General features: G+C 47.4%; 9 protein-coding genes. 5 read left to right on the plus strand and 4 right to left on the minus strand.

Features of this window, described 5'->3' with window-relative positions:
• Positions 1-15 precede the first annotated feature (15 nt).
• Both CIK88_RS11290 and CIK88_RS11295 read right to left on the minus strand, forming a co-directional pair.
• Positions 16-1,926 carry a RagB/SusD family nutrient uptake outer membrane protein gene (locus tag CIK88_RS11290; protein WP_094436531.1) on the minus strand — a complete coding sequence of 637 codons (1,911 nt, stop codon included), beginning with the start codon at positions 1,924-1,926 and terminating at the stop codon, positions 16-18.
• Between the two features lie 22 nt (positions 1,927-1,948).
• The gene (locus CIK88_RS11295; protein ID WP_371591583.1) at positions 1,949-5,158 is read right to left on the minus strand and encodes a SusC/RagA family TonB-linked outer membrane protein; all 3,210 of its coding nucleotides are present in this window, start codon (positions 5,156-5,158) and stop codon (positions 1,949-1,951) included.
• A 616-nt stretch (positions 5,159-5,774) separates the two neighbouring features.
• On the opposite strand from CIK88_RS11295, the gene CIK88_RS12435 reads away from it, so the two are divergent.
• From CIK88_RS12435 to CIK88_RS11305, 3 genes are all read left to right on the plus strand, one after another.
• The gene (locus CIK88_RS12435; protein WP_158214680.1) at positions 5,775-5,942 is read left to right on the plus strand and encodes a hypothetical protein; all 168 of its coding nucleotides are present in this window, start codon (positions 5,775-5,777) and stop codon (positions 5,940-5,942) included.
• An 81-nt stretch (positions 5,943-6,023) separates the two neighbouring features.
• Positions 6,024-8,162, plus strand: coding sequence for an alpha-galactosidase (locus CIK88_RS11300; protein WP_371591587.1), 2,139 nt, complete (start codon positions 6,024-6,026; stop codon positions 8,160-8,162).
• A gap of 59 nt (positions 8,163-8,221) precedes the next feature.
• A complete protein-coding gene (locus CIK88_RS11305; RefSeq protein WP_094436537.1) occupies positions 8,222-9,604 on the plus strand; it encodes an MATE family efflux transporter in 1,383 nt (460 codons plus the stop codon).
• A gap of 512 nt (positions 9,605-10,116) precedes the next feature.
• On the opposite strand, the gene rsmA is transcribed toward CIK88_RS11305, so the two are convergent.
• Together rsmA and CIK88_RS11315 are read right to left on the minus strand one after the other, a co-directional pair.
• A complete protein-coding gene (gene rsmA, locus CIK88_RS11310; protein WP_094436539.1) occupies positions 10,117-10,923 on the minus strand; it encodes a 16S rRNA (adenine(1518)-N(6)/adenine(1519)-N(6))-dimethyltransferase RsmA in 807 nt (268 codons plus the stop codon).
• Between the two features lie 177 nt (positions 10,924-11,100).
• Entirely contained in the window at positions 11,101-11,544 is a 444-nt protein-coding gene (locus CIK88_RS11315; RefSeq protein WP_144007293.1) for a hypothetical protein, read from the minus strand.
• 1,060 nt (positions 11,545-12,604) lie between these two features.
• Here CIK88_RS11315 and CIK88_RS11320 point away from each other — a divergent pair.
• Both CIK88_RS11320 and CIK88_RS11325 read left to right on the plus strand, forming a co-directional pair.
• A complete protein-coding gene (locus tag CIK88_RS11320) occupies positions 12,605-13,630 on the plus strand; it encodes a lysylphosphatidylglycerol synthase transmembrane domain-containing protein (protein ID WP_094390167.1) in 1,026 nt (341 codons plus the stop codon).
• A gap of 13 nt (positions 13,631-13,643) precedes the next feature.
• Positions 13,644-15,101: an aminoacyl-histidine dipeptidase gene (locus tag CIK88_RS11325; protein ID WP_094436543.1), complete on the plus strand. Its 1,458-nt coding sequence runs from the start codon at positions 13,644-13,646 to the stop codon at positions 15,099-15,101.
• The last annotated feature ends 90 nt before the right edge of the window (positions 15,102-15,191 follow it).

Consider the following 15,191-nt stretch of genomic DNA (forward strand, 5'->3'; position numbering starts at 1 on the left):
AGAAGAATGTTTTATTTATTCTTTGTTTTCCTTACCAGCGTAAGCAGGATTCTGCTTCAGAGCCGGGTTCTTCATGAGTTCTGTAGCAGGAATTGGCATATCCATCTTGTTGATATCAAAGTCGAATGTACGCTTTGTCCAAGGATAGTTAGCATAGTCATCACCACCATCATCCTTTGGATAGTTGTAATTGACGTGATCCTCAATATAGCCAGACTTGATCATATCTGGGCAGAGGCTCCACTCTGAGTTGAACTCTTTACGACGCTCCTCATTGACAGCAACCTTCCATACTGGAGAAGTGTGCTTGTAGCCAACGCGGTTAGGCTTAGCCTGAAGTGCTGTATAGTAAGCCTTAGCATCAGGAACGGAAACTCTTGCTGTCAGCACGCCAACAGGATAGCTGGTCATAGTGAGGTTCTTCCCGTTGCCAGCATACACATTGTTATAGTGTCCATAGTATGCACTGTAGTCCTTACCGATAGTTTCGTTACCCCATGCACGGTCACGAATCTTATCGATTGCAGCCCATCCAGCAGGAGAATTTTCACCTTCTGTACGGAAGCAGCACTCTGCATAGTCGAGCAATACGTTAGCATAACGCTTACCATAGATAATCACAGGAGCCCACATCTGAGTACCCCATGAGTTACCATCAGCATAGGCAGAACGCCAGATCTTGGTCGTCCAGATAGCAGGAGCAAACTCACCATTGGTGAAGTGGAACTGACGAGTCTTGGTACCAGACTGTACACCTTCAGCATTAATGAATGGTGCAACGACATGACCACTGGCATCCTTAACACCCAGAGAGTCCTTCAGATAAGGGTTGTAGCCCCATACATTATTAGATTTTTGAATACCATATTCAGCCAATTTATCTTCTGGAATAGCACCTGTAGCACATGAAGCGTCACGACGTGTGTCACCTGGTTCATAGCATGCATACCATTCCCATGAGAGGTATTCAGCACCCCATCCACCATTCTCAGGACAAGCGCAGAACCACTTAAACATGTTTGGATTACAGAAAGTGATAGTACGGTCACTACCCCAGCTACTCCATTCGTTACCTTCGTCTGAACACATCGCCCAGATACATTCCTTATTCCAGAATCCTGCAGGATCCCAGTTGGTAGCGAAGTTAGAAGACAGTTCGTAAGTATTGCTGTCGATAATATCTTTCAGCGCTTGCTTAGCTTTGGCATAGCAATCAGCAGCCTGATCGGGGCAACGGAATGCTTTCCACATGTATGCATCAGCGAGGTATGCCTTGGCCATACCCTTGGTGCAACGGCCATACTGATTGTTGTATGGAGTCCAATCCAGCAGTTCTGCAGCCTTAGAGAAGTCTTCGATGATGAAGTCCCACATTTCTTCGTAGGTCTCTGCAGCAGCCTTGACAGGAGTATTATTGAAGTCTTCACCGGTGGCGAGCATAGGAACACGACCGAATGTAGTAGCCAACCAAGTGTAGAAATATCCACGGAGTGCGCGAGCCTCACCTTCGCAAAGCTTCTTAGCTTCTGGGGTTACTTTCTCTGCATTCTCAAGTCCAGCCAGATAGAGGTTAGCACGTGCGATGGCAGCATAAGCGTGTGACCATCCTTGACCCAGTTCACCAACGTTGGCATCCCATGTCTGGTCGAGGAATTTTACGTCCCAACCGGTACACTGTGTATCCATTGTTGGGTGGCTTCCAGTAAACAGATTTGGTTTAAAGCCCCAGCTATCATCTTGTTTGCTGACGTTGTTATAGGCATAGATACCGTTCAATCCAAGGCGGGCATTATCATCATTCTCAAACTGAGATTCTATGTCCAGAATGTCATACTTTGGTACGTCAAGGAATTTATCGTTGTCGCATGAAGAGAAAGCGACGCATCCTAAACCTGCCAATGCAAAATATTTAATTATATTTTTCATAATTGTCTTTCTTTATAGTTAATTAGAAGGTAATGTTAAGACCGCACATGTAAGTACGTGGAGTTGCATAACGGCCAGTGTCAAGACCTGAGTAGATGACGCTACCCTGACCAACTTCAGGATCACCATACTTGCTGTATGGAGAGATTGTGCAGAGGTTCTGAACAGCTACGTAAGCACGTACTGCAGTGAGACCGAATGAGCTGAGGAACTTCTTAGGAACGTTGTAACCTACCTGAATATTGCTAATCTTGAGGAAATTACCGTTCTCTACCCATGCATCGCTAATGCGGCTGTTCTTGTTGTTGTCAAGGCGAGTCAGGCGTGGGAGTGTTCCGTTAGGATTGGTTTCAGCGTTGTACATGTTATTGTAGCTATCCTTAAGCAGAGCAGGAGTCCAAGAGTCATCCGACGGGTTCATGATAGAAAGACGCATCTTTGAATAAGAAAGGATGTCCATACCCAGTACACCGTATGTGTAAAGACTGAAGTCCCAATCCTTATATGTAGCGCTGAGGTTCAAACCGAAGTTAAACTTAGGCAGACCATTGCCGAGGATTACGCGGTCATTATCATCGAGTGTGCCGTTCTTATCAGTATCAACGAAGAGGAAGTCACCGATCTGTGCATCCTGTCCCTGAGCCTTAGCTTTGTCGAGTTGCTCCTGAGTTTTGATGATACCTGCAACTTTATATCCATAGTATGAACCTACGGCTTCGCCTTCGCGACAGATAGAGTGGTTGTTCCAGTTGAAACCTGTACCACTGACAGCACCAAGGTTTGAACCGTCGATATCGTCGGCAGAATATGTGCTGTTGCCACCGGTACATGTTGCAGTGTAGTCCGCACCCATCTTCTTAATCTTATTCTTCAAGGTAGATCCGTTGAATGCCACGTTGATAGCCCAGTCCTTATTGAGTTTCTTGTTGTAGTTTACAGAGAATTCGAAACCGGTATTATCAATCTGACCGTAGTTGGTATAGATAGAAGTATTACCTGCTGATGGACGAATCTGACGCTCAAGGAGCAAGTCCTTAGTCTTACGAGTGAAGAAGTCCATGGTAACAGTCAAGTCATTGTTGAGGAATCCGAGGTCAAGACCGAAGTTAGTCTGTTCGTTGGTTTCCCATTTCAAGTTGGTATCAACCAGTGGTGCATAGAATCCAACAACACGATCGAACGAACCGGTAGTACCACCACCAAGACCAGGAGCGTAGAAGTTGTACTTGGTATCGGCAGAAGACAGGGCATAAGTAGAACGTCCTGCGATACCACCGGCATTACCAGTCTGACCCCAACCGATACGAACCTTAGCATTGCTGATAGCCTTCACGTCCTTCAGGAAAGACTCTTCCTTCACGCGCCAAGCGATGGCAGCTGATGGGAAAGTACCCCAACGGTTTCCTTCAGAGAAGTTAGAAGAACCGTCGCGACGTACGGTAGCAGTCACCACGTAGCGGTCGAAGAGACTGTAAATCAAACGTCCATAGTATGAGATAGTACGTACTTCAGCGTTGAAACCACCATTACCATTGATACTTTTAGCATCATTGGTGAGAGAGATCACACGGTTGTTGGGAGAGAGGAAGCCGTGCGCACTTGCGCTAACCCATGAACCTTCATACTTGCTTACAGAGTTACCAGCCATCAAGGTCAGGTTATTGAAATCAGTCTTCCAGTTATAGGTCATGTAAGTTTCAATGCTCTTGCTCAGACCCTTGCTCAGGCTGAGTCCGAAGTCATAGTAAGCCTGGTTACGACCTTCGTACTTCACTTCAGTCATAGTACCGCCGATATTGTTGTAACGCTTGTACATACCAGAGAACTCGTCATTGTCAGAGTTGGTCTGTGTCCAAGAAGCGATAGCGTGGATGTTGAGCTTATGCTCCTTCAGGTTGAGAAGTGTAATGTCGATGTAGGGGTTGATAGAAATACGTGAGTTGCGAGTTACGCGACCGATTTCCATCTGTGAAGCATAGGGGTTCTGAGCCTGAGCGGTCATACCTTCCCATCCGTCAGGCGTAGGAGCCTTACCTGCTCCATAGGTACCATCGGGGTTCACCACATTAACATTAACCAACTGACCAGTTACGTCATCGATATAGTCGAGTGATGGAGCCATCTGCGCGATATCACGCTGTGATGACAGGTTACCATTGTTACCCAAACCGATGTTGTTACCTTTAACGGTAGAGTACATGTAGTTCATATCACCACCAAACTCAATGTAGTCATTGACCTTAGTCTTAACGCTGGCGCGTGAGGTGAGTCGGTCATACTTGGTGTTAACGATGATACCCTTGTTCTGCAAGTAACCAAGAGAGAAGTTGTACTGAGTCTTTTCAGTACCACCATTAGCAGAGATACCATACTGTTGACGGAGTGAAGTGCGATACATCTGATCCTGCCAGTCGATGAGGTTGCGCTTACCATCGTAAGCCTCAGCCCAGATCTGGTTGTTCAGCGTAGCGCCGTCATTAGCTTTAGACTCGCGGATAGAACGAGCATAATCGTTACCAGTGAGGGTTTTCAGTTTGTAAGGAAGAGTCTGAATACCAAGGTCAGCAGTGATCTTGATGTTCATCTTGCCTTTCTGACCGTGCTTAGTGGTAATCATGATAACACCATTCGCACCGGCAGAACCGTAAATTGCAGTAGCAGAAGCGTCCTTCAAGACTTCAATACTCTCGATATCAGCAGGGTTAACGAAGTCGGCATTGGTACCAACCTGCACACCATCTACTACATAGAGAGGCTGCGCATCACCGTTGATAGTACCGATACCACGGATACGGATGGCAGACTTAGAACCAGGAGCACCGTCCTGATTGGTAACCATCACACCAGCAGCTGCACCTTGGAGGGCCTGAGCGATGTTAACAGGCACCTTGCGCTCCATTTGCTCCTTATTAATAGTAGCCACAGAACCAGAGATGTCTGACTTCTTCATTGTACCATAACCTACTACAACGAGGTCGTTAAGTACTGTTTCATCGCCCTTGAGGACAACTTTAAGATTGGTTTTGCCGTTGACAGCCACCTTTTCAGTAGCATATCCCACGTAAGAGATACTCAACTGTGCGTTGGCTTTCACGTTCAACTGGAAGCGACCATCGAAATCAGTCACGGTACCGTCGTTTGTGCCCAGCACTTTAACGGTTGCGCCGATAATCGGTTCGCCACTTTCATCACTTACTGTTCCTTTTACAAGGCTCTGTGCCGAAATCCCCAAGGGGAATAAACAGAGCAGCAACAGTAAAAACAACGGCTTTTCAATCTTTCTTAAGTTAGTTGAATTTGACATAAATAGAACAGATTAAAATTAGTTATTGATTGGTTAATATTGTTGTTGGTTTGTTTAGGTTGCCTCACGCATTTGTTGCGGTAAGGCGATGCAAATATAATTTATTATTCCTTAACATCTGTTCATAATCGGCAAAAAAAACTTTGTTTCTTGTTACATTTTGAATTTTGTTACACAGGATGATGGTATATTTTACACCACACAAAGTTTTCTGTCGACCAAGAAAACGCGTCAGAGCAAAAAAGTAGAGATTCAACCCCTATAGTGTGCAATATAAATACTTTTTGAAACATGCAGAGCTGTTAAAACATGCTATAAAACACACCGTGACTGTTCGTATATACCTTATATATTATGCGCGCGTGCGCACGATCACACTCACGTGGTACCACAAAGGATGATAGTTTATATAGCAACTAAAAATAGTAAGAATATGCAAAACAGAGTTTTTTCAGTGATACTATTCTATCAGAATATATGCAAAAAAGATACAGAGCTTGATGGTTTGAAAAAAAATGTGTAACTTTGGCAACGGAAACAGAAAATGGATGCTCGCAGATACAAGAAAACAAGGAACGGCTATCTTTCGAGCTTCTGGAGAGGAAGTAGCAACGGGAGCGAGAAGCAACCTAAGGCAGCTGGAGATGCAGCAGCAACGGGAGCGGGAACTGACCTAAAGCGCCAGGGAACGCCGCAGAAACAGGAGCAATAACCTAAACAAATATTTTTAAAAAACAATAATACAATGAAGAGAAATGTAATTCTGACCGTAATCGGTTGCCTCATGAGCGTTATGGCATGGGGCGAACAGGTGGTTGTGGAGACTAAAAACATGACCATGGTACTCGATGTAGAGCAAGGCAAGCATCCACAATACGTGTATTTCGGCAGTAAACTCAATGCCGAAGAACTTGCCCATCTGCAAAAACCCGTGGAAGGACGCATGGATGCCTATCCTGCCTATGGTCTCAACACACCGGCAGAAGCAGCTTTTGCCATGCGCCATGCAGACGGTAACCTATCGTCAGCACTTTATGCCGATGGTGTAAGTCGCAATGGCGACGTGACCACCATCCGCCTGAAAGACCCTGTTTATCCCATCACCGTCAATCTGAAATATAAAGCATACCGCGATGTAGATATGATTGAAGCATGGAGCGAGGTGACCAACGGCGAGAAACAGACCGTCACCCTCACCACTTTTGCCTCTGCCATGCTACCCATTCGCCGTGGCGATGTATGGATGAGCCACCTCTATGGATCGTGGGCAAACGAGGGGCGCCTGGTGGAAGAACCACTCCATGCCGGTCAGCGTGTGATTGTCAACAAGGACGGCACGCGCAATTCGCATACCTCTCACGCCGAAGTGATGTTCTCCTTGGATGGCAAAGCCCGCGAGAATAGCGGTCAGGTGATAGGTGCAGCCCTGTGCTACAGTGGCAACTACCGTCTGAAAGTCAATACCGACGACACCGAATACCATTATTTCTTTGCAGGCATCAACGAAGACAATTCAGAGTATCACCTTAAGAAAGGAGAGACCTTTGTGACGCCAGCTCTTGCCCTAACCTTCAGCAACGAAGGTCTTTCAGGCGCCAGTCGCAATTTCCACAAATGGGGTCGCAATTACAAACTGATGCACGGCAATGTGGAGCGCAAAATCCTTTTGAACTCTTGGGAAGGTGTATATTTCGACATCAACCAGCAGGGCATGGATCAGATGATGGCTGATATCGCCTCAATGGGAGGTGAATTGTTTGTAATGGACGATGGCTGGTTTGGCGACAAATATCCCCGCAAGACCGACAACTCATCACTTGGCGACTGGACCGTAGATAAAAACAAGTTGCCCGATGGCATCGAAGGTCTGTTGCGCGACGCAAAGAAGAACGGAGTAAAATTCGGCATTTGGTTGGAACCAGAGATGACCAATACCGTCAGCGAACTCTATGAAAAGCATCCCGACTGGATCATCAAGGCCCCTAAGCGCGACGCCGTGCTGGGTCGCGGCGGCACGCAGTTGGTGCTTGACCTGTCTAATCCCAAGGTGCAAAACTTTATTTTCAGCATTGTAGATAATCTCCTGACGAAATATCCAGAGATTGATTATATCAAATGGGACGCTAACATGGCGATTATGAACCACGGCTCACAGTATCTCAACATGGCAGACCAGAGCCATCTGTATATAGCCTACCACCGTGGGTTCGATGCCGTATGCAAGCGCATCCGCGCCAAATATCCCGATATCACCATCCAGGCATGCGCTTCAGGAGGCGGTCGTGCCAACTGGGGCATACTCCCCTACTTCGATGAGTTCTGGGTTTCCGACAATACCGATGCGCTCCAGCGCATCTACATGCAGTGGGGGACCAGCTATTTCTTCCCCGCAATCGCCATGGCAAGCCATATTTCCGCAACTCCCAACCATACTGTGTTCCGCACCACGTCGTTGAAATACCGTATCGACGTAGCCATGAGCGGTCGTTTGGGCATGGAGATTCAGCCGAAAAACATGACCGATGCCGAGAAAGAACTGTGTCGCAAAGCCATTGCCGAATACAAGCAGATACGTCCCATCGTACAGTTTGGCGACATCTACCGCCTTGTTTCGCCCTACGACAAGAAGGGTCTTGCCTCGATGATGTATGTCACCGAAGCCAAAGATAAGGCAGTGTTCTACTGGTGGAAGACCGAATCGTTCCAAAACGAGCACTTGCCACGTGTCCACATGGCAGGTCTTGACGCCACTAAGATGTATCGCGTGAAGGAGTTGAACCGCATCGACGTAGAGCCACTCGCCATTGAGGGCAAGCTGTTCAGCGGTGCATACCTGATGAACCACGGTCTCGACGTGCCTTACCGCAACAATACGGAGTGGAACGCACGCACTGATTGGTCGAGCCGCGTATTGCTCCTTGAAGCCCAATAATCGTCAGCAGGTGCACATGGTGCGCACCTATTTATAATGAAAGACACACATCGTAACAGATGACAACAAGAAAGAAAGAAAAGTCAGACCTGCTCGCTTACATCCGCGAGGGCCGTACGATGACACGGAGGGAAAAGCTCAATCTGATTATTCAGTTGAGTATTCCCTCCATGCTCGCACAGCTCTCCACCATCGTTATGTTTTTCATTGACGCCTCGATGGTGGCACATCTGGGTGCCAAGGCATCCGCATCTATCGGATTGATAGAGAGCACTTCATGGCTCTTTGGCGGACTTGCCTCCGCTTGTTCCATGGGTTTTTCCGTCCAAGTGGCACACGCCATCGGTGCCAACGACTTCGATCGTGCACGCCACATTCTTCGTCAAGGCATCACCTGCTGCCTCATTTTCAGCGCATGTTTAGCCACTACGGGCATTATCATCCATCGCGCCCTCCCCTATTGGTTGGGTGGAACAGCCGATATTGCCTCCGATTCATCGCTTTACTTTCTGATATTTTCCTGCGCTGCCCCTTTGTTCCAACTCGAACACCTGTTTGGTTCGATGCTCAAATGCTCAGGTAATATGAAGGTGCCCAGTATGCTCAACATCATGATGTGTTTTCTCGATGTAATTTTCAACAGCATTTTCATCTTCATCTTAGGCTTCGGCGTAGTCGGTGCAGCCATGGGCACCAGTTGTGCCTACCTTGTCATCACATCGCTGATGGGATATTTTCTCATCTTCCGTTCCGACATTCTGCATCTGAAAGGACGGCGCGGTTCGTTCCGTCCCACCATCTCCACAGTGAAGGCCGCCTTTGGCATCGGCGCCCCCATGGGTTTGCAACACCTATTGATGGGTGGCGCACAGATTGTGAGTACGATGATTGTAGCGCCTTTGGGCACTATCGCCATTGCCGCCCACTCGTTGGCCATCACGGTAGAGAGCCTGTGTTACATGCCGGGCTACGGCATTGCCGAGGCAGCCACAACGCTTGTTGGTCAAGGTATCGGCGCCGGACAGCGCCTGTTGACCCGTTCTTTTGCCTATCTGTCTGTAGGACTTGGAGTTTTGGTGATGACGTTTATGGGTGGTATGATGTATCTCTTTGCCCCCCAACTCATGGTGTTGATGACTCCCGTCGAGCTCATTCAGGAGGTCGGCACAGTATGTTTACGCATCGAAGCCTTTGCCGAACCCATGTTTGCAGCAGCCATTGTGTGTAACGGAGTATTTATCGGTGCAGGCGACACACTGCGCCCTGCCATGATGAGTCTGGCATCCATGTGGGGTGTGCGTCTCACGTTGGCAGCCTTGCTCGCTGTGAGCCACGGTCTGCCAGGCGTTTGGACCGCCATGGCCATCGAACTGACGTTCCGCGGTTTGATATTCCTTCCCCGTCTGTGGCATGGCGGTTGGGCAAATCGCATGCGCACCTGACCCGCCACTGGGTATAAAGAATACAGCCCCGACTTCATACAAGTCGAGGCTGTTTCTTTCTTTTCCTATTAATAACTAAAAAACCTTCTTTCTCTTAAACTTGTGGATTGTCGTTGTTTCTCACCCACAAACCTGTTGCAGCTAATGCTGCACACAGGGTAATCCATGTCATGTTAATCATCTCTTTACCTTTTTAATACCTAAAATTAAACATTAACCTAACAATCAAACTACTACTGCCTTCTCTATTATCCTCATTCTTTCACCTATTTACCTATTGTGCTATCCTGTTTCCTGATGTGTTATCCTAATCTTTTCCTTTTAAGCTTTTTCTGTGTTATCCTATCTTCTTACCTATTCTACCTATTTACCTTTCTTACTAACAATCTTATGTTATCCTATTGAATGTGTTCTCTCTTGATCACGTTGCAAAGTTAAGCAGATTCTGCGAACCTGCCACAGAATCTGCTTACAAAACTTTGAAAATGGGTATATAATTGACCTTAATCAATTTATTGTGTTCGCACACACAACTCTTTTTCCACTAAATTAGTCAATTCGACAAACTGTGGAATGGTGAGTTGCTCAGGTCGTTTGGTCATCATTTCATGCTGTGTGAGTGGGCTGTCAATAGTCGAAAGGTTAGGCAGCAACTGGCGTAGCGACACGCGCAACATCTTGCGGCGCTGGTTGAAAACGGTTTTCACCACGCGCTTAAACAGCAGTTCGTCGCATCCGAGGTGTTCCACGGAGTTGCGTGTCATGCGTATGACCGCACTTTTCACCTTGGGCGGTGGGTTAAACACGGTTTCATCCACGGTGAAGAGATAGTCCACGTCATACCACGCCTGTGTCAGTACCGAGAGAATGCCGTATGCCTTGTTACCCGGTTCACTCGCCATTCTGAGTGCCACTTCACGTTGTATCATGCCCGTGCAACAAGGAATGAGGTTGCGATTGTCGAGCATTTTGAAGAATATCTGCGATGAAATATCGTAGGGATAATTGCCCGTCAATACAAACTGCTTGCCATCGAACACCTTGGTAAGATCCATTCTGAGGAAATCCTCACCGAGTATATTCTCTCTGAGTTTAGGAAAATGTTCGTTCAGATACGCCACACTCTCGCGGTCTATCTCTACCACTTTCAGTGGGCGGGGCTTTTCCACGAGATATTGAGTCATCACTCCCATGCCGGGTCCCACTTCGAGGACGGGCAAATCTGGGCATGCATCAACAGTATCGGCTATGCGTTTGGCAATGCCGAGGTCGGTCAGAAAGTGCTGACCGAGGTTTTTCTTGGGTCTTACTTGTTTCATTCTTGCGCCTTAAAGGTACTTTGCAAAGGTAAAACAATTATTCAATATTCACAAATTTTGCGAACACTTATTATATATAGGTCTATTATTTTGCCTCATCATCCCACCCTCATGTCCATACGCCCTATCGCCTTGGGCGCCTCTGAGCAGATGTCATTGTGGATGATGGATTATCGGTCAGATGCCCAACGACCGTTGTGTAGCTTTCCGGTCGTGTACCGCCTTACACCCTTGCGTCAGCAGTCTTTTGATGTTGCCTTTCATGCCTTCCTGCTGCATGCGGTGTCCACAGGGGATGTATTTGCACTTAATTCCGGTGATGTGCTTATCTACGCGGAAGTCTTGCGGTCGTTCCACGGGTTTACTGGTCACTGAGAGATAGAGTTTTCCCAAGTCGCCAAGGTTGACCACTTGTCCTTCACTCAATGCCAATCGAATGGTGGAAAAGAGTTCTGCCATGACCATCCGCACATCGGAAACCTTTGCCGAGCAGTTGGCTTGTATCCGTTCTTCTATCTGTTCGAGCGTCAATTCTGCACCACGTATGGTGTGGGCATAGTACATGCCATAATGATTGCGAGACTTAATTTCTCCCTTTACCAACATAAATTTTACTGCCATAATCTTCGTGTTTTTTAATGATATGAGTTAATTGTGACTGCAAAATTAGCAAAAAACGATAGCGAAAGCAAATCTATTCATACCCCATTACTACCCTATCAATATTGTTTGGGGCAGCAAATCAATTTGTTTTCCTCAGCAAATCAATTTATTTTGCTGAGCAAATCAATTTGATTTCCTCGGCAAATCAATTTGATTTGCTCACCCATACTCCGTCTAAAGCGCAACAACATGCTATATTTCTGCAAGTTACACGCGTTTCACGATCTATTGACAAATATCACTTATCATCGTCATGATACCACAACACACTAAAAAGGGGAAGTCGCCCTTAGGCAACTTCCCCATTATCATCATGTTTGTTGATTTTCGATTTGTACTGCGACAAAGATGTCGCGCGTACGTTTTTAGATTTTGTTCTGCAACTTCATATCGATTACTACACCTGTTGCAACAGCTGCAGCGCAGAGAACAGTGGCAATTGCCATAATTTCAAATACTACCATAATAGTTATCCTTTCTTTGTGTTTTGTTATTACTTTGAGGTCTGCCCGAAGGCTCGCCTCGTTTTTTTCATCTCTTAAATGAGTTACTTACCAAGATTAACCTTGTTGTTCACTCTGACTGCCTCAGCAATCGTAATGGCTACAACAGCCACAATTAACAATACTAAAGTCATGTTCTTCCTTTCTTTTTAATTTGTGTTATCCTGTAATTGTTATCCTGTGCATTTCTCTTAATGCGATGCAAAGGTACGCACTAAATATCAATCTTGCAAGCATTGTGTGCGCAAACAACACAAAAATACCCTATTCTTTGACCCATATCAAAGATTTGACATGTATCAATACATCTTCACGGAAATGTAACTATATAGCTGGGGAATATCGGATTCATAGTGTTTCATACGGCAGTATATTGCATATAATAAGGTATAGGGAGGGAGGAGAAACAGACTTTGGCGCTACGCGCCCAAGGTACTCACGCTCAAGAATAAAAAAGAAAATTGCTTTTTTCTTTTTTATTCTGCTCGCTTATTCGTACCTTTGCCTACGGAAACATGAAGACAACAAACATCATCATCAAGATACTGATGCCTCTTGTGCTGGGCGGAGCGATACTCTATTGGATGTATCGTGGGGAAAACTGGCAAGAGATGCAACACGTTATGACCGACGAAATGGACTGGACGTGGATGCTTCTCTCCTTTCCTTTCGGCATACTCGCACAGATGTTCAGAGGGTGGAGATGGCGTCAAACGCTCGAACCAATGGGCGAGCACCCTCGCCACTCCGTCAGCATTCATGCCGTTTTTCTATCCTATGCCGCCTCACTCATCGTGCCGCGCGTGGGCGAGTTTACTCGCTGCGGCGTGTTGAAGCGCTACGACAACATCTCGTTTCCTAAGGCATTGGGGACGGTGGTCACCGAGCGCGCCATCGACTCACTACTCGTCATGGGCATAACCGCTGTGGTTTTGCTCTTCGAAATGAGCACTTTCGGCATGTTTTTCCATAAGACAGGCACCAACCTCAGCACCATTCTCCACCATTTCTCATGGACAGGCTACTTCGTGGTGGCTATCTGTCTGCTGGCACTGATGGTGTTGCTCCACTTTCTGCTGCGCAAACTCTCGTTCTACGATAAGGTGAAAGCCACGCTGAAAGGCATTTGGCAAGGAGTCATCTCGCTCAAAGACGTAGCCAATGTGCCACTGTTCATCGTCTTTACCGCTGCCATTTGGCTGAGCTACTTCCTACACTATTACCTCACATTCTTCTGTTTCGACTTCACAGCAAACCTCGGCATAGGATGTGCCATGGTCACTTTCATCGTAGGAAGCATTGCAGTTATCGTACCGACACCCAACGGAGCCGGGCCCTGGCACTTTGCCGTAAAGACCATGCTGATACTCTACGGCGTGGCAGACACGCAGGCACTCTGCTTCGTGTTTATCGTACACACCATACAGACACTACTCGTGGTGGCACTCGGCATCTATGCCTGCATCGCGCTTGCCTTTACCCATCGCCACAACAGCATCGGGGAAAAAACATCAGAAACAACATTGTTCAACAAATTATAAAATTTCAAAGACTATGAACGAAATCACAAAACTGGATCCACAGTGCATCTGGAAAAACTTCTACGCCCTGACACAAGTACCACGCCCAAGCGGACATCTGGAGAAAATTCAGCAGTTCTTACTCGACTTCGGCAAACAGGTTGGGGTCGAAGCATTCAAGGACCCAGCAGAAAATATCGTTTTCCGCAAACCTGCCACACCGGGCATGGAAAACAGAAAAGGCGTCATCCTACAGGCTCACATGGACATGGTGCCACAAAAAACACCAGACTCACCACACAATTTCGAGACCGATGCCATCCAACCATGGATTGACGGAGAATGGGTGAAAGCCACAAACACCACACTCGGAGCTGACAACGGACTCGGCGTAGCAGCTATCATGGCGGTAATGGAAGACAAATCGCTCGTGCACGGACCTGTGGAAGCACTCATCACTGCCGATGAGGAGACCCACATGGTGGGTGTCAACAACCTGCCCAGTGGCGAACTCCATGGCGATATCCTGCTCAATCTCGATACCGAGCTATGGGGCGAATTTGTCATTGGTTCGGCTGGTGGAGTGGATGTTACTGCCACGCTCGACTATCAGGAAGTGGATACCGACCCCACAGATGCTGCCGTTAAGGTGACACTGCAGGGACTCCGCGGCGGACACAGCGGCCTGGAAATCCAAGAAGGACGCGGCAACGCCAACAAGATGATGGTGCGCTTTGTGCGCGAAGCCATCGAAGAGACCGAAGCACGGCTGGCTTCATGGCACGGCGGAAACATGCGCAATGCTATTCCATTCAAGGCTGAAGTGGTGCTCACCCTGCCGAAAGAGAATGTAGAGGCACTCAAAGAACTGGCTGCCGACTGGCTCGCCGACTTCCAAGAGGAGTATGCTCCCATTGAAAAGAACATCCAGTTGACCGTAGAAGAAGTGGCAACACCAGCCAAACAGGTGCCCGTAGAACTGCAAGACAATCTCATCAACGTCATCTACGCTTGCCACAATGGTGTGTTCCGCATGATTCCCCACTATCTCGACGTAGTAGAGACATCGAGCAACCTTGCCATCATCGACATTGCGGAGGGTAAGACTGCCATGAAGATTCTCGTACGCTCAAGCCGCGAAGACATGAAAGAGAATCTCGTGAAGACCCTCGAAAGCTGCTTCAACATGGCTGGCATGAAGGTAGAAACTACTGGCGATTATGCCGGTTGGGACCCCAACCCCGACTCAGAAATCCTCGGTCTGCTGCTCAAAGAGTATAAGGAGCTGTTTGGAAAAGACGGTGTCGTACAGGTAGTACACGCCGGACTGGAGTGCTCCGTCATACTCGGCAAATACCCACACCTCGATGTGGTGAGCCTCGGCCCGACGCTCGAATCACCTCACACCACGACCGAACGCGCACTCATCAGCACCGTGGAACCCTTCTGGCAACTGCTCAAGAAAACACTGGCTGATATTCCTGAGAAATAACGACCAACGGTCGGTGCATGCAAACAAACAGCACCGAAAGACCGTATCATACCCGTCAATGGCAGACACCTGATGTGTCTGCCATTGACT

Origin of the sequence: Prevotella sp. P5-50 (genome assembly GCF_002251295.1) — a bacterium.
Lineage (GTDB): Bacteria > Bacteroidota > Bacteroidia > Bacteroidales > Bacteroidaceae > Prevotella.

What these genes read in the sequence shown, in the direction of transcription:
- rsmA (WP_094436539.1), bottom strand. Translation starts at nt 10,923, where the DNA reads ATGAAACAAGTAAGACCCAAGAAAAACCTCGGTCAGCACTTTCTGACC.
- CIK88_RS11305 (WP_094436537.1), top strand. Translation starts at nt 8,222, where the DNA reads ATGACAACAAGAAAGAAAGAAAAGTCAGACCTGCTCGCTTACATCCGC.
- CIK88_RS11325 (WP_094436543.1), top strand. Translation starts at nt 13,644, where the DNA reads ATGAACGAAATCACAAAACTGGATCCACAGTGCATCTGGAAAAACTTC.
- CIK88_RS12435 (WP_158214680.1), top strand. Translation starts at nt 5,775, where the DNA reads ATGGATGCTCGCAGATACAAGAAAACAAGGAACGGCTATCTTTCGAGC.
- CIK88_RS11300 (WP_371591587.1), top strand. Translation starts at nt 6,024, where the DNA reads ATGGCATGGGGCGAACAGGTGGTTGTGGAGACTAAAAACATGACCATG.
- CIK88_RS11315 (WP_144007293.1), bottom strand. Translation starts at nt 11,544, where the DNA reads ATGGCAGTAAAATTTATGTTGGTAAAGGGAGAAATTAAGTCTCGCAAT.
- CIK88_RS11290 (WP_094436531.1), bottom strand. Translation starts at nt 1,926, where the DNA reads ATGAAAAATATAATTAAATATTTTGCATTGGCAGGTTTAGGATGCGTC.
- CIK88_RS11320 (WP_094390167.1), top strand. Translation starts at nt 12,605, where the DNA reads ATGAAGACAACAAACATCATCATCAAGATACTGATGCCTCTTGTGCTG.